This window comes from Acidovorax sp. GW460-11-11-14-LB4 (assembly GCF_059423685.1).
In genome coordinates, this window is record NZ_JBWKYJ010000046.1 from 1 (window position 1) to 21,654 (window position 21,654).

The window sequence follows — 21,654 nt, forward strand, 5'->3', positions numbered from 1 at the left end:
GGCGTTGGGGTTGTTGGGCGGGGCGGGTGGTCCGCCGTGGTGCACTGCCCGGGGTACGGGCGGGGGCCAGTATGCCGCTGCAAGCGCCGTGCCTGCTGCGGGAGAACCCGAGGTTGGGCTTTTCCAACGCGGTGCGTGGGATGTCAGCCTGGTGCAAGGCTGGCGCAGCGTGTGTTGGGTTGTGCGATGCAGTGTGGTGGGGCCAGGAGCTGCACGCCGGGTTTGGGGCCAGGGTTTTGATAAAAATCGGCCTGTGCGCTAGGTCGGTATGTCTTTGTGGCTATTGTTTTGATAGCATTTTTGGCCGCACCGGCCTCTCTGTCACGGCGGTCGCCAAGCCCGTGGCCAGTTGGCCCACGGTGCGCAGTGCCGGTTCCAGCCGCCCCTGCGCTGGATGCCCGTAGTTGATGCGTACGCAGTGCGCAAACCGCTGGTCGGCCGAGAAGATCTGCCCGGGCGCGAGGCTAATGCCCTGCTGCAGTGCCAGTCGGTGCAGTTCCAGCGCGTTCACTTCAGGCGGCAGCTCCACCCACAAGAAGTACCCACCCTCAGGCCGCGATACGCGGGTGCCGGGTGGGAAGTGCTGCGCTACGGCCGCCAGGGCCATCGCCTGCTGCTCGGCCAGGCTGCGGCGCAGCTGGCGCAGGTGCCGGTCGTAGCCGCCCTGGGCCAGGTATTCCGACAGCGCCTGCTGTGACGGCGTGGCAGCCGATAGCGTGGTCATGAGCTTGAGCCGCTGCACCGCCTTGGCCTGGCGGCCCGCCGCCACCCAGCCCACGCGGTAGCCGGGCGCAAGGCTTTTGCTGAACGAGCTGCAGTGCATCACCAGCCCCTCGGTATCAAACGCCTTGGCTGGGGGCGGGCGCTGGGGGCCAAAGTGCAGCTCGCCATACACGTCGTCCTCGATCAGCGGCACGCCGTGGCGCGCCAGCAGGGCGACCAGCTCGCGCTTCTTGTCCTCGGGCATCAGGCTGCCCAGCGGGTTCTGAAAACTGGGCATGAGCCAGCAGGCCTTGATGGGCTGGTGGGGCGTATGCCGCTCCAGTGCTTGCGCTAACGCCGCCAGGTCGATGCCATCGCGCGGGTGGGTGGCGACTTCCAGCGCCTGCAGGTTCAGCCGCTCCAGGGCCTGCAACGCGGCGTAAAAGGTGGGCGATTCGACCACCACCACGTCGCCGGGCTGGGTGACGGCCTCCAGGCAGAGGTTGAGCGCCTCCATGGCGCCGTTGGTGATGATGATTTCTTCCACATCCACCGCCATGCCGTGCACGCCGTAGCGCAGGGCAATCTGCTGGCGCAGGCGTTCGTCGCCGGGCGGCAGGCTTTGCACGATAGTCCACGGGTCGAGCTTGCGCATGCCGCTACCCAGGCAGCGCGCCAGGCGCTCCAGTGGAAACAGCTCCAGCCCTGGAAAGGCCGAGCCCAGCGGCACCAGGTCGCGGTCGCGCGCCAGGCCCAGCACCTCGAACACCAGGTCGCTGATGGCCACGCCGGTGGAGGTGGCGGCGGGCTGCGAGGGCTGGGGCTCCGCGGGTCGAACCTCGGCCATACCTGGTAGCCGGGCGCTGACGTAGTAGCCCGAGCGCGGGCGCGCATGGATCAGGCCCTGGGCCTCCAGCAGGTAATACGCCTCGAACACGGTGGACGGGCTGATGCCCCGTGTGCGGCTGGCCTCGCGCACCGAGGGCACGCGGTCGCCGGGACGCAGGGCGCCGCTGTGGATGAGCTGGGCGATGGCGTCGGCGTGGCGTTCGTAGCGCTTCATGGGCAGGGCGGGGTTGATGCAGGGCAAACTGATCTGTATTTTTAACTCGAAACTGAATCTGTACTGTTCTTGGGGGCGGGCGTAGAGTGGCGGACTGTGTGGGCGCACGCCTTGAGTGTTTGGCCGCTGTGGGCCACCCAACCGTTTCTTTCCCGGACAAAAAGATCCCCATGACCGATTGCCTGCGCAGCTTGCTGCGCCCTGTTCTCAGCCTGCCTGCGGCCACTGCCCTGTTGGCGCTGGCCTTGAGCGCTGGCGCTGTGGCCCAGACGGTGCCAGCCGGCGCCACCCCTGCAACCCCGGTGGCCAATGCATCCACTGCGGCCACGGTGCCCGTGTCTTCCATGTCTTCACGCGTGCTGGCCTGCACCGCCTGCCACGGCAAGGAAGGCCGTGCCACGCCCGACGGCTACTTTCCGCGCATTGCGGGCAAGCCGGCGGGCTATCTGGCCAACCAGCTGCTCAACTTTCGGGACGGGCGGCGCAGCTACCCGCAGATGGGCAACCTCATCGAGCACCTGACGGACGATTACCTGCGCGAGATGGCCGAGCACTTTGCCGCGCTCGACTTGCCGTACCCACCGCCGCCTGCACCACAAGCGCCTGCCGCCGCGCTGGAGCAGGGCCGCCAGCTGGTGCAGCAGGGCGACGCGGCACGCCGCATTCCCGCCTGTGTGGCCTGCCACGGTGCGGCCATGACGGGCGTGGCACCGTCCATCCCCGGCCTGCTGGGCCTGCCGCGTGACTACCTCAACAGCCAGCTGGGCGCCTGGAAGACCGGCCAGCGCCGCGCGCACGTGCCCGACTGCATGGCCGATATTGCCCGCCAGCTCACGCCCGATGACGTGAGCGCAGTCTCGGCCTGGCTGGCCGCTCAGCCCGTGGCGGCGGGTGGCAAGCCAGCCCGCACGCTGCGCGCCGCCATGCCGGCCCGATGCGGCGGTGTGGCTGAGGTTCCCGTCTCTGCTGCAGCGGCACGCTGAGAAGGGATGCACCGATGAAACGCATCCTCTGGACCCTCTCTTCCGTGCTGGCGGCGCTCGGCATTGCCGCCGCCGTGCTGATCACCCTGAACCTGCGTGGCGAAGAGCCGCTGCCCACCGCCGAGACGCTGCAATCCACGCCCGTGCTGGTGCAGCGCGGCGAATATCTGGCCCGCGTCGGCAACTGCATGGCCTGCCACACCACCCAGGGTGGCGCGCCGTTTGCAGGCGGGCGCGGCATTGAGACGCCGTTTGGCGTGGTGCACAGCTCCAACCTCACGCCCGACAGGGTGCAAGGCATTGGCAGCTGGACCTCGGCCGAGTTCTGGCGCGCCATGCACCATGGCCGCAGCAAGGACGGGCGGCTGCTGTACCCGGCCTTCCCGTACCCCAACTACACGCAGGTGACGCGCGAGGATTCGGACGCCATCTTTGCCTATCTGCAAAGCGTGCCCGCTGCGCCCGACGCCAACCGCGCCCATGCGCTGCGTTTTCCGTACAACACGCAGGCGGCATTGGCCGTGTGGCGTGCGCTGTTCTTCGCACCCGGAGCGCCCAGCGCCGAACCCACGCAGACGGCTGAATACAACCGGGGCGCCTATCTGGTCAACGGCCTGGGCCACTGCACCGCCTGCCACACGCCCCGCAATGCACTGGGCGCCACGTCGGACGCCAAGGCCTTCACCGGCGGGTTGATCCCGGTGCAGAACTGGTATGCCCCCGCACTCAATGCGGCGCACGAGGCGGGCGTGAAGGAGTGGCGCACCGACGACGTGGTGGCACTGCTCAAGACCGGCGTGGCCCCGCAGGGCTCGGTGCTGGGCCCCATGGCCGAGGTGGTGTTTCGCAGCACGCAGTATCTGAGCGACGCCGATGCGCGCGCCATGGCCGTGTACCTGCAGGGCCTGCCGCAGCAGGATCGCAAGGCGCCTGCCACCGTGGCCGCCCCCCCGGCCAGCGCGATGGCGCGGGGCGGCAAGGTGTACGAGCAGCAGTGCGCGCAGTGCCACGGCGACCGGGGGCAGGGCGAACCCGGCGCGTTTCCGGCACTGGCGGGCAATCGTGCCATCACGCTGGCCGATCCCACCAACCTGGTGCGCGTGGTGCTGCAGGGAGGCTACCTGCCCGCCACCGCAGGCAACCCGCGTCCGCACGGCATGCCGCCGTTTCAGCAGACCTTGTCGGACGAGGAGGTGGCGGCGGTGACCACGTTTGTGCGCAACAGCTGGGGCAACCAGGCGCCAGGTGTGGGTACCATCGAGGTCTATCGCGCGCGCGAGCGCCGCGGCATGTAGCGCCAGGCCCGGGGCCTGCGCCCGCCGCCCCGCAGCGCGGCCCTCCAGGAGCCCTTTTGATGTCCAGTCCCGCCGCACTGCCTGAACCCACCCCCACGAGCCTTGGTGCCGCCACGCCCAGCGGCTGGTGGGCCGTGTGCCTGTGTGCTGCGTGGTGTGGCACCTGCGGCATTTATCGCCCCTTGTTCGACGAATTGGCCCGTGCACACCCGGACGTGCGGTTTGAATGGGTGGACATCGAAGACGAATCCGATCTAGTCGGGGACCTGGATGTGGAAACCTTTCCCACCCTGCTGATTGCCGACGGCGAGCGGGCCCTGTTCCTGGGCCCGTTGTTGCCGCAGGCGCCAGTGCTCACGCGGTTGTTGACCAGCCTTCAGGCGGCAGCGCCCGGCAGTGCCGGGGCGGGGGGCGAGGCCCAGAGCGTTTTCGAGCGGGTGCGCGCAGCACGCCGCGCCTAGCGGGCGGGCTTGCGGGCTGGCAGTGGTGGTTACCGCACCTTCGTCCACATCTTGAATGCTCTTTTTTTGATAGCTGACGGCGCATGATCCACTAGCGCTACAGCCACTTTTTTCTCGAAATCTGTGTCCACACCCCCTCCACCCTGGTTCCCGCTCAACTCGCTGCAGGCCCAGTGCGACAAGGGCACCTGGGAGCGGGGCATGGAGCTGTACCGCCAGGCAGATGTGGTGCGCGTGGGGCTCCAGCAACAGGCCGAGGGCCGCTGGGCCTTGGCGGGTGAAGTGCAGGGCAGCTCGCCCGACCCGTACGAAGTGTCCGTGCAACTGGTGCTTGCGCCCAATGGCCAGGTCAAGCAATGGTCGGGCGATTGCAGTTGCCCCGTGGGGTCAGATTGCAAGCACGCCGTGGCCCTGACCCTGGAGGCCGCGCACCGCGACCCGGCGCAGGGCCCGTCGTCCACGCGGGCCGCCGATGCGCTTAAGGCCATGCAGGAGCGCAAAGAGGCCCTGGCGCGCGCCGAGGCCGAGGCGCGGCTGGTGCACTGGCTGCACGAGTGGGACCGCGCTCTGGGCGGTGCTGTGCCGCAGGAGCCAGTCGCACGGCCGGGGCGGCCCGAGTGTTATCTCTATCTTGTCTCTACCGTAGGGCGGGCGCGCACCAGCGTGCCGCAGTTGCAGCTGGAGGCCGTGGTGTCGTACCCCAAGCTCACGGGGGGCTGGGCCAAGCCGCAACAGATCCGCACCCAGCCCGCGCCCGGCCAGGCGGTGTACGACCGCGCCAGCGACGCCGACCGCCAGGTGCTGCAGCTGCTGCGTGCCATGCCCCGCAGCGTGGGGTACTACTCGGCCTACAGCGTCGCGCCCATTGGGGTGCTGGAGGGTGCGGTGGGCTTGCTGGCGCTGGAGCAGGCAGCGGCTACGGGCCGTCTGTTCGTCGATGCGGGTGGGTCCACCGTGGGTGAGTCTTTGCGATGGGGCGACCCGCTGCCCATCGCGTGGGCATGGCAGGCGTCCACGCCCGCGCAAGGTGGCGAGGCTGTCTGGGGCCTGCGGGCCAGTCTGCCAGGCGACACCGCCGTCCTGTGCGATAACCATCCGCCCTTGTACCTGGACGCCGGCCGGGGCGTCTGCGGCCCGGCGCACGCCGAGGGCCTGAGCCCGGCCCAGGTGGCCATGCTGCTCAAGGCCCCCGCGCTCAGTGCTGTGGCGCTGCAAAAACACCATGCCGAGGTGGTGCGCCGCATTGGCGGGGTGTTGCCGTTGCCGCCGGCGCTGGGTCCGCTCACGCAGGTGCGGGGGGTGAAACCCGTGGCGCGCCTGCATCTGGCTCCGTCATCTCCGAACCAGGTGGCTGAAATGGGGCTTATCACCGCGCACTTGCGTTTTGACTACCAGGGCCATGTGGGCTGGTGGGCAGGGCAGGAGCTGGCGGTGCTGGTGCCCGGTGCCGACGGCGGCCAGGTGCTGCTGCAGCGCGATGCGGTGGCTGAGCGCCATGCCGTCGAGCGTCTGCAAGGTCTGGGCCTCTTGGCCACCGACAACGGCCTGTTCGGCATCCCTGGCGAGCGCGCGCAGGATGACTGGATGCATTGGGCAGACAACGGCTTTGCAGGGCTGCGCGACGCGGGTTTTGATGTCACGCTGGACGCGGCGCTGCATGGCTGGGTGCAACACGCCGACCGACTGGATGTGGTGCTGCAGCCTGAGGGGGATGACGCGACCACATCGCCCTGGTTTGCGCTGTCGCTGGGCATGGAGATCGATGGCGTGCGCCACAACATCCTGCCCTGGCTGCCCGATCTGATTGCCGCCGCGGCGGCACAGCCGCTGGACCCTGCGACGGGCTTGCCCCAGCTGCCGGAACATGTCTACATGCCCTCGTTGACCGGTGCCGGGTTTGTGCGCCTGCCGACAGATACCCTGCGGCCCTGGATGGCAGCGCTGCTCGATCTCGCGGGCGACCGCGCGCGTGACTTCAACGCCGACCGCCTGAAGCTCTCGCGCCTGGACGCCCTGCGCACCAGTGCTGCGCTGGGTGAGGGCGCGGTGTGGCAGGGCGCAGGTGCCTTGCGCGACATGCTGGCCCAGCTGCGGGGCGCCAGTGCCTTGCCCGAGGTGCCGCTGCCCGCCAGCGTGCGTGCCACGCTGCGCCCGTACCAGCAGCAAGGCCTGAACTGGCTGCAGTTTTTGCGGGCCCACGGCCTGGCTGGTGTGCTGGCCGACGACATGGGTCTGGGCAAGACCCTGCAGACCCTGGCGCACATCCAGGTCGAAAAAGACGCTGGGCGGCTGACGTGCCCTGCGCTGGTCATTGCGCCCGTGAGCCTGATGGGCAACTGGCAGCGCGAGGCCGCTCGCTTTTGCCCGGGCCTACGGTGCCTGGTGCTGCATGGCGCGGATCGCCATGAAGTGGCCGATGAAGTCGCCGAGCACGACCTGGTCATCGCGCCGTATTCGCTGCTGCAACGCGACCGAGACCGCTGGCTGGGGCACCAGTGGCACCTGGTGGTGCTGGACGAGGCCCAGAACATCAAGAACGCCAGCAGCCAGGCCGCACAGGTGGTCAGCGAACTGCAGGCGCGCCACCGGCTGTGCTTGTCGGGTACGCCCATGGAAAACCACCTGGGCGAGGTCTGGAGCCTGTTCCACTTCTTGATGCCGGGCTTTCTGGGCAGCCAAACGCGCTTCAAGGAGGTGTTTCGTACGCCCATCGAAAAGCAAGGCGACAGCGCGCGCATGGCCCAGTTGCGCGCGCGCATCACCCCCTTCATGCTGCGGCGGACCAAGGCGCTGGTGGCAGGGCAGCTGCCGCCCAAGGTCGAATCGGTCATGCCTGTGGAGCTGACCGGCGCGCAGGCGGACCTGTACGAAACCATCCGCCTGGGCATGGAGAAGACCGTGCGCGAAGCGCTGCAGTCCAAGGGGCTGGCGCCATCGCAGATCACCATCCTGGATGCGCTGCTCAAGCTGCGGCAGGTGTGCTGCCACCCGCAGCTGGTGCCGCTGGACGCAGCCAAGGCCGTGGAGACCTCGGCCAAGCTGGACCATTTGATGACGCTGCTGCCCGAAATGTTGGCCGAGGGGCGGCGCATTTTGCTGTTCTCGCAGTTCACCAGCATGCTCAGGCTGATTGAGACCGAGCTGAAAAAGCGCGACCTGCCCTGGGTCAAGCTCACGGGGCAGAGCCAAAGGCGCGACGCGATCATCGAGCAGTTCACCAGCGGGCAGGTGCCTTTGTTTCTCATCAGCCTCAAGGCGGGCGGGGTGGGGCTGAACCTGCCGCAGGCCGACACGGTGATCCATTTCGACCCCTGGTGGAACCCGGCGGTGGAAAACCAGGCCACCGGCCGCGCGCACCGCATGGGTCAGACGCAAAGCGTGTGGGTGATCAAGCTGGTGGCGCAGGGGACGATCGAGGAGCGCATCCTGGCCCTGCAGGAGCGCAAGGCGCAGCTGGCGGGCAGCCTGTACAGCGGAGCTGCTGCCCGCAAGGAGCCGCTCTTCACCGAAAGCGATCTGGCAGAACTGCTGCAGCCGCTATCACTGTCATAGCTGCTGGTGCAGGTTGGACAAGCGTGTGGTGCCATTGAGGCAGGGCACCGCCCGGAAGGCCGCATGGACACTGGCTTGGGCGTCCTGCCTGAGCGTGTTGACAACAGTTTTCCCTGCCTGCGCCTTTGCAAATCAACACTTTGCACGCTACAATACGAATCTCACGACCAAACGGGCGGGTACCAACCGCCCGTTTTTTTTGGTCGAACGCTTTTGGAGCTCGAAGCTGTCGGGGAAGAGTCTCCGGGGGTTATCGGGTTTTTTGTTTTGGATTTGCGCAAATGAGGGGGCACAAACAGTGCTCCCAGTGGGCAGGCTGGTGGCCTGGCCCTGATTGGCGCAAGTTGTGTGGTTTATCCGGGATTGAACTGAACACGTGGCATTGCAGCAAGTCGTTGAACAAATTGTGACGGGACTGGGATATGACCTGGTGGAGATCGAGCGCTCTGCCGGCGGCCTGTTGCGCGTCACCATCGACTTGCCTTGGGTGCAGCCGGCCGCTGATGCGCCCCAGCCCGTGATCGAGCAGTTCGTGACGGTCGAGGATTGCGAGAAGGTCACCCGCCAGCTGCAGTTTGCGCTGGAGGTCGATGGCGTCGAGTACAAGCGCCTCGAAGTGTCATCTCCTGGTATCGACCGGCCCTTGCGCCACGAGCAAGACTTCGTGCGCTTTGAAGGCTCTGTCATCGACATCACCCTGAAGGCGCCCATCGGCGCCGCAGCAGCGGGAGGCCAGGTCAACGCCACCCGCAAGAAATTTCGCGGCACGCTGGAGCGGGCCGAGGCCGGAGGCTGGCAGATCGTCTGGAGCGACGAGCCGCCGGTCAAGCCAGGACAAAGAGTCAGCAAGAAACGCGTGCCCGCCCCGTTGCAGGCGATGGGTTTCACCTTGGACGAATGCCGGGATGTGCGCCTTGCGCCCATCGTGGACTTCAAGGGACGCGCAGGCAAGGCCGGGGCTGCACCTGCCTGATTTGCTGCTGAAAATTGTGGGGTGGGTGGCTGCAGTGCGTTGCCTTGCCCTCGGGTGATTGAAAACAGGAGAGTCGTCGCATGAATCGCGAATTGTTGATGTTGGTTGAGGCCATTTCGCGCGAAAAGAACGTGGAGCGTGATGTGGTCTTGGGCGCCGTGGAGTCGGCCCTGGCCCAGGCTACCAAGAAGCTGTACCAGGGCGAGGTGGACATTCGCGTGTCCGTGGATCGCGACAGCGGCAACTACGAGACTTTCCGTCGCTGGCTGGTGGTGCCCGACGATGCGGGCCTGCAAAACCCCGAAGCCGAAGAGCTGCTGATGGATGCGAAGGATCGCATCCCAGACATCGAAGTCGGCGAGTACATAGAAGAGGGTGTCGAGTCGGTGCCCATCGGTCGCATCGGCGCCATGGCTGCCAAGCAGGTCATCCTGCAGAAGATCCGCGACGCTGAACGCGAAATGTTGCTCAACGACTTCATGTCGCGCGGCGAGAAGATCTTCACCGGCACCGTCAAGCGCATGGACAAGGGCGACATCATTGTCGAGTCCGGCCGCGTGGAAGGCCGTCTGCGCCGCAGCGAAATGATCCCCAAGGAAAACCTGCGCAGCGGTGACCGCGTGCGGGCCATGATCATGGAAGTGGACCTGACGCTGCGCGGCGCTCCCATCATCCTGTCGCGTTCGGCGCCTGAGTTCATGATCGAACTCTTCCGCCAGGAAGTGCCCGAGATCGAGCAAGGCCTGCTGGAGATCAAATCCTGCGCCCGTGACCCCGGCTCGCGTGCCAAGATCGCCGTGCTGTCCCATGACAAGCGCGTGGACCCCATCGGCACCTGCGTCGGCGTGCGTGGCACCCGTGTGAACGCGGTGACCAACGAGCTTGCTGGCGAGCGCGTGGACATCGTGCTGTGGTCCGAAGACCCGGCACAGTTCGTGATTGGCGCGCTGGCTCCGGCCAACGTGTCCTCCATCGTGGTCGATGAAGAAAAGCACGCCATGGATGTGGTCGTGGACGAGGAAAACCTCGCCATCGCCATCGGCCGTGGTGGTCAGAACGTGCGCCTGGCGTCCGACCTGACCGGCTGGAAGATCAACATCATGGACGCCGCTGAAAGCGCGCAAAAGCAGGCCAACGAGACCGATACGGCCCGCAAGCTGTTCATGGAAAAGCTCGATGTGGACGAGGAAATCGCCGACATCCTGATCTCCGAAGGCTTCAACAGCCTCGAAGAAGTGGCCTACGTTCCCCTGCAGGAAATGCTGGAGATCGAAAGCTTCGATGAAGACACCGTCAACGAGCTGCGGGCCCGTGCCAAGGACGCGCTGCTCACCATGGAAATTGCCCGTGAGGAAAGCGTGGAAGAGGTCTCCCAGGACCTGCGCGACCTCGAAGGCCTCACCCCTGAGCTGATTGCCAAATTGGCCGAAGGCGGTGTGCACACACGTGACGACCTGGCCGATCTGGCCATTGATGAACTGACCGACCTGACCGGACAGTCTGAAGAGGAAGCCAAAGCCTTGATCATGAAGGCGCGCGAACACTGGTTCGCGGGGCAAGAGTAAAGGTCAGGGAGGCACGAACCACATATGTCCAGTAACACTGTCGCCGAGTTCGCTACCGAACTCAAAAAATCGCCTGAAACCCTGCTCGACCAGCTCAAGGCTGCCGGCGTGGGCAAGGCTGCTCCCTCTGACGCGTTGACCGAGTCGGACAAGCAAAAGCTGCTTGCTTACCTGCAGGCCAGCCACGGTACGGCCTCGGCCGATCGCAAGAAGATCACGCTGGTCAAGAAGTCCACCAGCGAAATCAAGCAGGCGGACGCTACGGGCAAGGCCCGTACCATCCAGGTGGAAGTGCGCAAGAAGCGCACGTTCATTCAGCGCGACGAAGGTGCAGAGGCTGCTGCAGAGTCGCACGCCCCCGCTGCGGTGGAAGAACCCGCGGTGTCGAGTGAAGACCTTGAGCTGTCCCGCCGCGAGGAAGAAGCCCGCCGCCAGGCCGAGCTGATCCGCCGCCAGGAGGCGGAATTGGCCGAAAAACGTGCCGAGCGCGAAGCCCGCGAAAAGCGCGAGCGCGAAGCCGAAGAGCGTGCTGCCGCCTACGCTGCTCAGGAAGCCGAGAAGAAGGCCCAGGCTTCTGCCGTCAAGCAGGAAGCCACCCGCGAGCAGGCTGCCGAAGCCGCTGCACGCACGGCAGCACAGAACGAAGCCCGCGAAAAGGCTGCTGCCGAATCCAAGGCCCGCTCTGACGAAGAAGCCGCCCGTGCGGCCGACCTGGATGCACGTCGCCGCAAGGCCGAGGCAGAAGCTGCCGCCATTCGCTCCATGATGGCCACGCCCAAGAAGGCGGTCATGGTCGCCAAGAAGCCCGAAGAACCCAAGCCAGTGGCCAAGCCTGCTGCCGTGGGCGACGCCAAGAAGGGTACTTTGCACAAGCCGGCAGTCGGCACTGGCGTGGCGCGCGCCGGTGCTCCCGCTGCTGCTGGAGCGGGCGCGGGTGCGCCTGGCGCTGGCAAGGAAGTGAAGTCAGCCAAGCTGTCCTCCAGCTGGGCCAATGACACGGCCAAGAAAAAAGAAATCAAGACCCGCGGCGACAGCAGCGGCGGTGTCGGTCGCAACAACTGGCGTGGTGGCCCGCGTGGCCGCCGTGGCGACAACCGCGACCACCGTGACGATCATCAGCAGGCCGCACCGGTCGAAGCACGCATCATCGAAGTGCATGTGCCCGAGACCATCACCGTGGCTGAACTGGCGCACAAGATGTCCATCAAGGCCAACGAGGTCATCAAGGCGCTGATGAAGATGGGCCAGATGGTCACCATCAACCAGCCGCTGGACCAGGACACGGCCATGATCGTGGTGGAAGAGCTGGGCCACAAGGCCGTCGTGGCTGCGCTGGACGACCCGGAAGCCTTCACCGACGAAGATGCAGGCCAGCAAAACGCAGAACTGCTGCCGCGCGCTCCGGTCGTGACCGTGATGGGTCACGTGGACCATGGCAAGACCTCGCTGCTGGATTACATCCGCCGCGCCAAGGTGGCTGCGGGTGAAGCCGGTGGCATTACCCAGCACATCGGTGCCTACCACGTGGAAACGCCACGCGGCATGGTGTCGTTCCTCGACACCCCGGGTCACGAGGCTTTCACGGCCATGCGTGCCCGTGGTGCCCAGGCCACCGACATCGTGATTCTGGTGGTGGCCGCCGACGACGGCGTCATGCCCCAGACCAAGGAAGCCATCAAGCACGCCAAGGCTGCTGGTGTACCGATCGTGGTGGCCATCACCAAGGCTGACAAGCCTGATGCCAACCCCGACCGCGTCAAGCAGGAGCTGGTGGTCGAAGAGGTGGTGCCTGAAGAATACGGTGGCGATTCGCCCTTTGTGCCCGTGTCCTCCAAGACCGGCATGGGCATCGACACCCTGCTGGAGCAAGTGCTGCTGCAGGCCGAAGTGCTGGAACTCAAGGCGCCGGTGGATTCGCTGGCCAAGGGCCTCGTGATCGAAGCCCAGCTGGACAAGGGCCGCGGGCCTGTGGCCACGGTGCTGGTGCAGTCCGGTACGCTGAAGGTGGGCGATGTGGTGCTGGCTGGCCAGACCTATGGCCGCGTGCGCGCCATGCTGGACGAAAACGGCAAGGTCGCCAAGACGGCTGGCCCATCGATTCCGGTCGAAATCCAGGGTCTGACGGAAGTGCCGCAGGCGGGTGACGAATTCATGGTGTTGACGGACGAGCGCCGTGCCCGTGAGATCGCGACGTACCGTGCAGGCAAGTTCCGCAACACCAAGCTGGCCAAGCAGCAAGCCGCCAAGCTGGAAAACATGTTCGCCGACATGACGGCGGGTGAGGTCAAGACCCTGCCCATCATCGTCAAGGCGGACGTGCAAGGCTCGCAGGAAGCGCTGGCCCAGTCGCTGCTCAAGCTCTCGACCGACGAGGTCAAGGTGCAACTGGTGTACGCCGCTGTGGGCGCCATCAGCGAGTCCGACATCAACCTGGCGATCGCCTCCAAGGCCATCGTGATCGGCTTCAACGTGCGTGCCGATGCCGGTGCGCGCAAGCTGGCCGAAGGCAATGGCGTGGACCTGCATTACTACAGCATCATTTACGACGCTGTGGACGAGTTGCGTGTGGCGATGTCTGGCATGCTGGCTCCCGAGCAGCGCGAAGAAGTCATTGGTACGGCCGAGATCCGCACCGTGTTCGTGGCCTCCAAGATCGGTACTGTGGCGGGTTCGTACATCACGTCCGGCATGGTCCATCGCAACGCCAAGTTCCGTCTGCTGCGCGACAACGTGGTGGTCTACACCGGCGAAGTCGACTCGATCAAGCGCCTCAAGGACGATGTCAAGGATGTCAAGGAAGGCTTTGAGTGCGGTATCAAGCTCAAGAACTACAACGACATCAAGGAAGGCGATCAACTCGAGTTCTTTGACATCAAGGAAATCGCCCGGACGCTGTAAAGCCTCGGTGACGACGATATGGCTGCGAAGAAATCTTCCACCCCCAACCGCGCCTTCAAGGTGGCCGACCAGATCCAGCGTGATCTGACGGAGCTGATCGCGCGCGAGTTGAAAGACCCGCGCGTGGGCATGGTGACGCTGCAGGGCGTGGAGGTGACTCCCGACTACGCACATGCCAAGGTGTTCTTCAGCCTGTTGACGGGCGACCCTGTGGAAACGCAGGCGGCGCTCAACCAGGCGGCTGGATTCCTGCGCAATGGCTTGTTCAAGCGCCTGCACATCCACACCGTGCCTACGCTGCATTTCGTGTTCGATCGCACCTCCGAGCGTGCGGCCGACATGAACGCCTTGATCGCCAAGGCGGTGTCTTCGCGCGCCAAAGAGGATTAGTCCATGCACGCGCCACGCACCAGGGTGCAGCGGCGCCCTGTGCATGGGGTGTTGCTGCTCGACAAACCGCTCGGCCTTTCGAGCAATGACGCCTTGCAAAAGGCGAAATGGCTGCTGCGCGCCGAGAAAGCGGGCCATACAGGCACGCTGGATCCGCTCGCCACGGGCGTGTTGCCGCTGTGTTTCGGCGCCGCCACCAAGTTCAGCCAGCTGCAGCTGGATGCCGCCAAGACCTACGAGGCGATTGCGCTGCTCGGCACCACCACGACCACCGGCGATGCCGAGGGTGACGTGGTGCAACGCTGCGATGTAGATGCTGTCCAACTCACGCCAGAGCGCCTGGCGGCTGTGCAGCAAAAGTTCACGGGTCCCATCCGCCAGGTGCCGCCGATGCACAGCGCGCTCAAGAAGGACGGCAAGGCACTGTACGAATATGCACGCGCCGGTGTCACGGTGGAACGCGAAGCACGGGACGTGATCATTCATGCCCTCAAGCTGACGCTGGTGCATACGGATAAAGCGCAGGCAGCTATTAAAATGATAGTGACCTGCAGCAAGGGCACCTACATCCGTACGTTGGGTGAAGACATTGGCGCGGCATTGGGCTTCGGGGCTCACCTGACCTTCTTGCGCCGCGTCGACACTGGGGGCATTGGTGTGGAGCGCTGTGTCACGCTGGCCCAGCTGGAGGCCATGCCCGAGGCAGAACGCCTGGCCAGTCTGGAAGCGCCCGAGTCACTGCTGGCACAACACATGCGTGTCACGCTGGACGGTGAGAATGCAGCCCGATTCCTGTCGGGCGTGCGTCGCCGTGGCAACTGGCCCGATGCCAGTGCCGTGGCGGTGTTTGGCGAGAATCCCCCGGCGCTGCTGGGGGTGGGCCACATCGTGGGCGGGGAGCTGGTGCCGGACAGGCTCCTGAGTCCGCTGGAAATTCAACAAATTTTGGAAAGCACGCCGCATTCCGCGTCCATGGCGCACAGCGGCATATTGGAAAAACTATGACTAAACAAATCCGCAATATCGCCATCATTGCCCACGTTGACCATGGCAAAACCACCATGGTGGACCAGCTGCTGCGCCAGTCCGGCACCTTCGCCGACCACGAAAAGGTCGTCGATACCGTGATGGACAACAACGCGATCGAAAAGGAACGCGGCATCACCATCCTGGCCAAGAACTGCGCCGTGAGCTGGAAGGGCACGCACATCAACATCGTGGACACCCCCGGCCACGCGGACTTCGGTGGCGAAGTGGAACGTGCGCTGTCCATGGTGGACAGCGTGGTGCTGCTGATCGATGCGCAAGAAGGCCCCATGCCCCAGACGCGTTTCGTGACCAAGAAGGCCCTGGCGCTGGGCCTGCGCCCCATCCTGGTGGTGAACAAGGTGGACAAGCCCGGTGCCAACCCCGACAAGGTGGTGAACGCCGCGTTCGACCTGTTCGACAAGCTCGGTGCTACCGATGAACAGCTCGACTTCCCCGTGGTGTACGCCTCGGGCATCAACGGCTGGTCGTCGCTGGAAGAAGGCGCGCCCGGTGAGCAGTGGGGCCCCGACATGTCGGCCCTGTTCGACACCATCCTCTCGCACGTTCCGCCCAACACGGGCGATGCCAATGCGCCGCTGCAGCTGCAGATCTCTGCGCTGGACTTCTCCAGCTTCGTGGGCCGCATCGGCGTTGGCCGCATCAGCCAGGGTACCCTGAAGCCCATGCAGGACGTGATCGTCATGGAAGGCCCTGATGGCAAGGCCGTGAAGGGCCGTGTGAACCAGGTGCTGACATTCCAGGGCCTCGATCGCATGCAGACCCCCTTGGCGGGCCCTGGCGACATCGTGCTGATCAACGGCATTGAAGACATCGGTATCGGCGTGACCGTGACCGACCCCGCCAACCCTGCGCCGCTGCCCATGCTGAAGGTGGATGAGCCCACGCTGACCATGAACTTCTGCGTGAACACCAGCCCGCTGGCCGGCCGCGAAGGCAAGTTCGTGACCAGCCGCCAGATCTGGGACCGCCTGCAAAAAGAACTGCAGCACAACGTGGCCCTGCGCGTGAACGAAACCGACGAAGAAGGCATCTTCGAAGTGATGGGCCGTGGTGAACTGCACCTGACCATCCTTTTGGAAAACATGCGCCGCGAAGGTTACGAGCTGGCCGTGTCCAAGCCCCGCGTGGTGTTCAAGGACATCGACGGTGTCAAGCACGAGCCTATCGAGCTGGTGACGGCCGACATCGAAGAAGGCCACCAGGGCGGCGTGATGCAGGCCCTGGGCGAGCGCAAGGGCGAACTGGTGAACATGGAGTCCGACGGCCGTGGCCGCGTTCGCCTGGAGTACCGCATCCCGGCCCGTGGCCTGATCGGTTTCACCAACGAATTCCTGAACCTGACGCGCGGCTCCGGCCTTATCAGCAACATCTTCGACAGCTACGAGCCGCACAAGGGCGACATCGGCGGCCGCAAGAACGGCGTGCTGATCTCCATGGACGACGGTGAAATCTTCACCTACGCGTTGGGCAAGCTGGACGACCGTGGTCGCATGTTCGTGAAGGCCAACGACCCTGTGTATGAAGGCATGATCGTCGGCATCCACAGCCGTGATAACGACCTGGTGGTGAACGCCACACGTACCAAGCAGCTGACCAACTTCCGCGTGTCCGGCAAGGAAGACGCGATCAAGATCACGCCTCCGATCGACCTCACGCTCGAATACGGCGTGGAGTTCATCGAGGACGACGAACTGGTCGAAATCACGCCCAAGTCCGTGCGCCTGCGCAAGCGCTATCTGACCGAAAACGAGCGCAAGCGCGCCTCCCGTTCTTGATAAGCTCAGCGTTTCCGAAAGGGCCACTGCCACGCAGTGGCCTTTTTTCCGTCTGAACCCTGAACAAACCATGTTGAAACTCACCCATACCCGGGCGGTGCTGCTGATGGTGGCGGTGACCCTGATGTGGTCCATTGCCGGCGTGGTCACGCGCCACCTGGAGCATGCGGCAAGTTTTGAAGTGACCTTCTGGCGCAGCTTTTTCACGTTGCTGTCGCTGCTGGTCATCTTGCCCGCGCTGCAGGGCAGGGCGGTGTTTGCCTCCATGCGCCACAGTGGCCGTGCGTTGTGGATCTCTGGCGTGTGCTGGAGCGTGATGTTCACGGCGTTCATGGTGGCGCTGGTTCTCATGCCGGTGGCCAATGTGCTGGTTACGATGGCCGTGGGGCCGCTGCTCACAGCGCTGTTTGCAAGGGTGTTCATCGGCCATCACATCGCCCCGCGCACCTGGGCTGCGATTGCCGTGGCGGGGCTGGGTATTGCGTGGATGTATGGTTCGCAGATGGCGGGCCTCCCTCTGGCGGGAACGCTGGTGGCGCTGTGCGTGCCTGTGGCCGCTGCCATCAATTGGACGGTGGTACAACATTCGCAGCGCCATGGCCATGCGGTGGACCTGGTGCCTGCGGTGTTGGTCGGCGCAGTGATTTCGGTGGTGGCCACGTTGCCACTGGCGCTGCCTTTTCAGGCGTCGGCCCACGACCTGGGCCTGTTGGCCTTGCTGGGCGTGGTGCAATTGGCCATCCCTTGTGTGCTGGCCGTGCGCTGCGGGCGCGTGCTCAAGGCGCCCGAGATGGCGCTGCTCGGGCTGCTTGAAGTGATCTTTGGCATCTTGCTGGCATGGCTGGGCGCGGGCGAAAAGCCTGGCACGGCGGTGCTGACGGGGGGCGCACTGGTGATCGGTGCGCTGGTTTTCAATGAACTGTTGGGTTGGAAGGAACAAAAATGACGGAGACGGTCGTGTCTGAAGTATTGAGCGAAGTGCGTGGCCAGGTGGGCTTCATTACCCTGAACCGCCCGCGTGCGCTCAATGCCTTGTCGCTGGGTATGGTGCGTGACCTGATGGGCATCCTGCTGGCATGGCAGAACGATGCGCGGGTGCTGGCCGTGGCCATCCGTGGCAGCAACAAGGAAGGCCCGTTTGGTGCTTTCTGCGCAGGCGGCGATATCCGCTTTCTGCACCAGGCAGGTAGCCAGGGCAACCCGCTGATCGAGGACTTCTTCACCGAGGAATACGCGCTCAACCACCTGATCCACAACTACGCCAAGCCCTATATCGCCTTCATGGATGGCATCGTGATGGGGGGCGGCATGGGCATCAGCCAGGGCGCCGCCCTGCGCGTAGTGACCGAGCGCACCAAGATGGCCATGCCCGAGACGGCGATTGGCCTGTTCCCGGACGTGGGCGGGGGTTACTTCCTGAGCCGCTGCCCGGGCCGCGTGGGCGAGTGGCTGGCACTGACCGGCGACACCATCGGCGCGGGAGATGCCATTGCCTACCAGCTGGCCGATGGCTGCCTGCCGTCAGACCGGCAGGCCGCGGTGTGGGATGCGCTGGCTACCCAAAGCTTTGCAGATGGCGCGGCCATCAAGGCCTATGTTGCTTCTCAATTTGTAGCATCTCAGGCAAGCGGTACTAGCGCTCTGGCCGATATTGACCAATATTTTGCGCTGCCGACCGTCGGCGAGATCGTGCGGGCACTCGAGGCCGCCGACAGCGACTGGGCACGCACCACGGCCGCCACGCTGCGCAAGCGTTCGCCACTGATGCTGCATGTGGTGCTGGAGCAGATTCGCCGCGCCCGTGCGATGGGCCTGGCCGACGACCTGCGCATGGAGCGCGATATGGTGCGTCACTGCTTTTTCCTGCGCCCAGGACAGAGTGAGACCGTGGAAGGCATCCGCGCCCTGGCCGTGGACAAGGACCATGCGCCTCAGTGGAATCCAGGCCGCATTGAAGATGTGACGCCGGAGATGGTGGCACCGTTCTTTGCCAGCCCCTGGCCGGTGCAGTCGCACCCGCTGGCTGCATTAGCGTGATTGGATGGCATCGGCTTGAATTGAGCCGATGCGGTGTTCAGGATGGCTGAATGCTGTCTGGCAGCTAGAACAGTTTTCTACCGCAGGAATCTAATCAAAGCTCGGAGTACTTGCGATAGTCCCACGCGGCTTCAGAGTAGTCCATGCTGTTGGCCAGGCTGTAGGGGGCAATGAGGTCCTTTGCCTGCCGTTGAGAGTGCCATTTGAGTTCGCGCAACCAGCAGTCTTTGCATTGATCCCACATGCATGGAGTGCCAAATCCTGCCCGCAATGAATGCATGCGTGGGCCATTCCAAAGATCCCATAGAGAGTTTTTATGGGTCAGGTGGCCTACTTGTTCTCCATAGTGCTTTCCACAGGTGATCACTTCCCCGTCTGCCATGATGATCGCAGTGCGATGCATCCAGTTGCACTCTGGTTCTCGCAAAGCAATCGAGGTCTCCCTGTCCCATGTATGGGACGGCAAGGCGTGGGCTAAATCGTGTTGAGCAGGGGGCGTAGATGCCTGGCTTTGCGCTGAGCCTGCCGGGCTTTCATCCCGATGGGCCGTGGCTTCTGCTGCCTTGGGTGCTTGCTGTGTCGTTGTGTTTGGCTCCATGCCTTTGGCGTCGCTGGCGGTATGTTTCAGGTCATTCGGTGATACCAGTCGGATGGGGATTACAGCTATTGATTTGGACTCGGGTGCCATCATTAGCGGTGGGCTCTCGTGCCGTATGCCAAGGCGATCCATTTCCGCATAGGCTTCACTCAGGGCTGCATTAGCTTCTTCTGGGTAGTCCAGCAGGCTTTCGGATCGTTCCTTGTCTTGGAATACCACCAGATGTCTGAGCGAGATGAGGTCGGGTTCGAATTCGGCAATTCGTCTGACGAAATCAGGCACTTCTGCCACATTGTTGCGTTTGAGCGTCCAAGAGATTGTGAGTTGCGGGCGCCGTGACAAAGGGGCCGTGTTCCTCAGCTCATGGTAGTAACGCAGATTGTCCAGCACGGTCTCAAATTTGGCTCCAGCGCGGTTCGTTTCAAACGTTGCGGCAGTGTTGCCGTCGAAAGAGAAAATCAACTCGTGTACCCATGGCATCAAGCCCGCGTTAAAGCGTTGTCGCACGCGCGTACCGTTGGTCACGCAACTCATGCGCACGTCGTGTTCGCGTAGTTGTTGAGTGACAGCATTCCATAGTTCATCGCTTGCCAGAGTGGGCTCGCCTCGGCCCACCAAGCTCACCACCGAAACGTGTGGAAAAGTCTCCTGAGCCAGTTGCATGAAGTTCTCAACGGGCATTTCTGGGCTGCAGTTGTGATGTTTGTGCAGATGTGGCATTCCATGGGAACTGCAGTGTGGGCAGCGCAGATTGCACACAGGTGTCAACTCAATGGAGACTGACTCTGGGTAGTGTGGCAAATTGACCCGGCGGCTCGACTCGCTGATCCTGACTTGCTCGCGCACCCATTGCCGGTGGGCTACGCGCTTGGCATGCTGAGTGAGCGTGGTGTCATGTGTTTCACTGACTAGCCGCATTTCCATCAATTGCCATGTGCCTTGCGAATAGGGCAACCCATCAATTCGTATCCGCAGGCAGCCACTGGCTCTCGCTGCCTGTAGAACTGCATCGGGCAACGCGATTTGCAAACGCTGTGGACTGAATCGTTCGCGCACCTCGAAACACACAACCGCATCTTCACTGAATTGCGCCCACGGGTGTGTGGTGTAGTAGAGCTTGCTATACAGGTAACGCCCCAACTCGGCACGTGTTCCGTCCAGCTGTAACGTGACTTCCAGCAGTGCATCGTCAGCACCCACGGACATCTTCGGGAGAATGAGACTTTCTCCACCCTGCGCTTGGGCCGGCAAGCTCTTCACCGCCATCAGCTCATAGGAGGTCGCAGTGATAAATTTTGCGAGATCAGGCGCGAAAGACTTTACCGAACGGGCTGCTGTATGGGGAATTGACTTTAGTCGCTGGGCCAAGAGTTTTGGCATGGGTCATTGCCTTTATGGGTTGGTGCTTCAGCCTGAACAGGCTTGATTTCATCTGTATCGAGGCTCTGAACGCGTGAGTCACTGCAAGCGAATTTAAGTGCTTTATACAATGTGTTTGCAATCCTGATTCAGGTGTCTTGCTGAATCGTTTTGTGCTGCTGCAAGTTCAGCGCATGGCAAGGCGTCTTGCGCAATGTCGCATCCAAAAGCAGGACCTAAATGATTGAGGACGTAAACGCCCGATGGGTTGCATCGGGCGTTTACGTTTTGCGCTCTCTGATTCAAGGAGTCAGTTCAGTGGCCCAACCCAGAGGCGGCAGTGAAGCCGAGATTATTTTTCTCGTTTCCCCGCAGGCATCCCTGTAGTCCCTGTCTCGACTGTTTGTGCTGCGCAGAGTAGTGAATGCGTTTGTCTCAGCGATTGCGGCTTTTCATGGCGCGCTCCACCTCGCGCTTGCCTTCGCGATCTTTGATGGTGTCGCGCTTGTCGTGCTCGGCCTTGCCTTTGGCCAGGGCGATCTCGCACTTCACGAAGCCGTTCTTCCAGTGCAGGTTGATGGGTACCAGCGTATAGCCCTTTTGCTCGACCTTGCCAATCAGGCGCTTGATGTCGTCCTTCTTGAGCAGCAGCTTCTTGGTGCGTGCCGATTCGGGGTTGACATGGGTGGACGCTGTCTTGAGCGGCATGATCAGGCAGCCGAGCAGATACAGCTCGCCATCGCGGATCAGCACGTAGCCATCGGTCAGCTGCACCTTGCCTTCGCGCAGCGCCTTGACCTCCCAGCCGTGCAGCACCATGCCCGCCTCGTGGCGCTCCTCGAAGAAGTAGTTGTAGGCCGCTTTCTTGTTGTCGGCAATGCGGGAGGTGGGATCGGGTTTTTTGGCCATGTAGATCAGATGCGGCGCCCTGCGGGAGAAAAAAGGTCTCCCTA

Annotated in this window: 15 protein-coding genes; 12 read left to right on the forward strand and 3 right to left on the reverse strand. The window is 63.8% G+C overall.

Translation table 11 applies throughout. The features are described from left to right. Nucleotides 1–280: 280 nt before the first annotated feature. A complete protein-coding gene (locus AC07X4_RS15895) occupies nt 281–1,765 on the reverse strand; it encodes an aminotransferase-like domain-containing protein (RefSeq protein WP_494740618.1) in 1,485 nt (494 codons plus the stop codon). Nucleotides 1,766–1,935: 170 nt separating this feature from the next. On the opposite strand from AC07X4_RS15895, the gene AC07X4_RS15900 reads away from it, so the two are divergent. From AC07X4_RS15900 to AC07X4_RS15955, 12 genes are all read left to right on the forward strand, one after another. Then, entirely contained in the window at nt 1,936–2,748 is an 813-nt protein-coding gene (locus AC07X4_RS15900) for a c-type cytochrome (RefSeq protein WP_494740619.1), read from the forward strand. Nucleotides 2,749–2,762: 14 nt separating this feature from the next. Next, complete coding sequence (locus AC07X4_RS15905; RefSeq protein ID WP_494740620.1) at nt 2,763–4,043, forward strand: c-type cytochrome; 1,281 nt, start codon at nt 2,763–2,765, stop codon at nt 4,041–4,043. Nucleotides 4,044–4,102: 59 nt separating this feature from the next. Further along, on the forward strand, nt 4,103–4,504 hold the full coding sequence (locus AC07X4_RS15910) for a thioredoxin family protein (protein WP_494740621.1): 402 nt from the start codon (nt 4,103–4,105) through the stop codon (nt 4,502–4,504). Between the two features lie 123 nt (nt 4,505–4,627). After that, entirely contained in the window at nt 4,628–8,056 is a 3,429-nt protein-coding gene (locus AC07X4_RS15915) for a DEAD/DEAH box helicase (RefSeq protein ID WP_494740622.1), read from the forward strand. A 376-nt stretch (nt 8,057–8,432) separates the two neighbouring features. Beyond that, nucleotides 8,433–9,029, forward strand: a complete 597-nt coding sequence (gene rimP / locus AC07X4_RS15920) for a ribosome maturation factor RimP (RefSeq protein ID WP_056063893.1) — start codon at nt 8,433–8,435, stop codon at nt 9,027–9,029. A gap of 80 nt (nt 9,030–9,109) precedes the next feature. Then, the gene (nusA, locus tag AC07X4_RS15925; protein WP_056063891.1) at nt 9,110–10,594 is read left to right on the forward strand and encodes a transcription termination factor NusA; all 1,485 of its coding nucleotides are present in this window, start codon (nt 9,110–9,112) and stop codon (nt 10,592–10,594) included. Between the two features lie 24 nt (nt 10,595–10,618). Then, entirely contained in the window at nt 10,619–13,492 is a 2,874-nt protein-coding gene (infB, locus tag AC07X4_RS15930; RefSeq protein ID WP_056746494.1) for a translation initiation factor IF-2, read from the forward strand. An 18-nt stretch (nt 13,493–13,510) separates the two neighbouring features. After that, nucleotides 13,511–13,882, forward strand: coding sequence for a 30S ribosome-binding factor RbfA (gene rbfA / locus AC07X4_RS15935; RefSeq protein ID WP_008904004.1), 372 nt, complete (start codon nt 13,511–13,513; stop codon nt 13,880–13,882). A gap of 3 nt (nt 13,883–13,885) precedes the next feature. Further along, the gene (gene truB, locus AC07X4_RS15940; RefSeq protein WP_494740623.1) at nt 13,886–14,887 is read left to right on the forward strand and encodes a tRNA pseudouridine(55) synthase TruB; all 1,002 of its coding nucleotides are present in this window, start codon (nt 13,886–13,888) and stop codon (nt 14,885–14,887) included. Continuing rightward, a complete protein-coding gene (gene typA / locus AC07X4_RS15945) occupies nt 14,884–16,707 on the forward strand; it encodes a translational GTPase TypA (protein WP_056063883.1) in 1,824 nt (607 codons plus the stop codon). The genes truB and typA overlap by 4 nt, the downstream gene beginning before the upstream one ends. A 70-nt stretch (nt 16,708–16,777) precedes the next feature. After that, nucleotides 16,778–17,653, forward strand: a complete 876-nt coding sequence (locus tag AC07X4_RS15950; protein WP_056063881.1) for a DMT family transporter — start codon at nt 16,778–16,780, stop codon at nt 17,651–17,653. Then, complete coding sequence (locus tag AC07X4_RS15955; protein ID WP_436077076.1) at nt 17,650–18,744, forward strand: enoyl-CoA hydratase/isomerase family protein; 1,095 nt, start codon at nt 17,650–17,652, stop codon at nt 18,742–18,744. Before AC07X4_RS15950 ends, AC07X4_RS15955 begins: the two co-directional genes overlap by 4 nt. 94 nt (nt 18,745–18,838) lie before the next feature. Here the strand turns inward: AC07X4_RS15955 and AC07X4_RS15960 are convergent, their stop codons facing one another. Both AC07X4_RS15960 and smpB read right to left on the reverse strand, forming a co-directional pair. Beyond that, on the reverse strand, nt 18,839–20,722 hold the full coding sequence (locus AC07X4_RS15960) for a radical SAM/SPASM domain-containing protein (protein WP_436077077.1): 1,884 nt from the start codon (nt 20,720–20,722) through the stop codon (nt 18,839–18,841). A 414-nt stretch (nt 20,723–21,136) separates the two neighbouring features. Beyond that, nucleotides 21,137–21,610 (reverse strand): SsrA-binding protein SmpB, encoded by a 474-nt coding sequence (gene smpB, locus AC07X4_RS15965; RefSeq protein ID WP_436077078.1) that lies wholly within the window; start codon nt 21,608–21,610, stop codon nt 21,137–21,139. Nucleotides 21,611–21,654 lie beyond the last annotated feature (44 nt).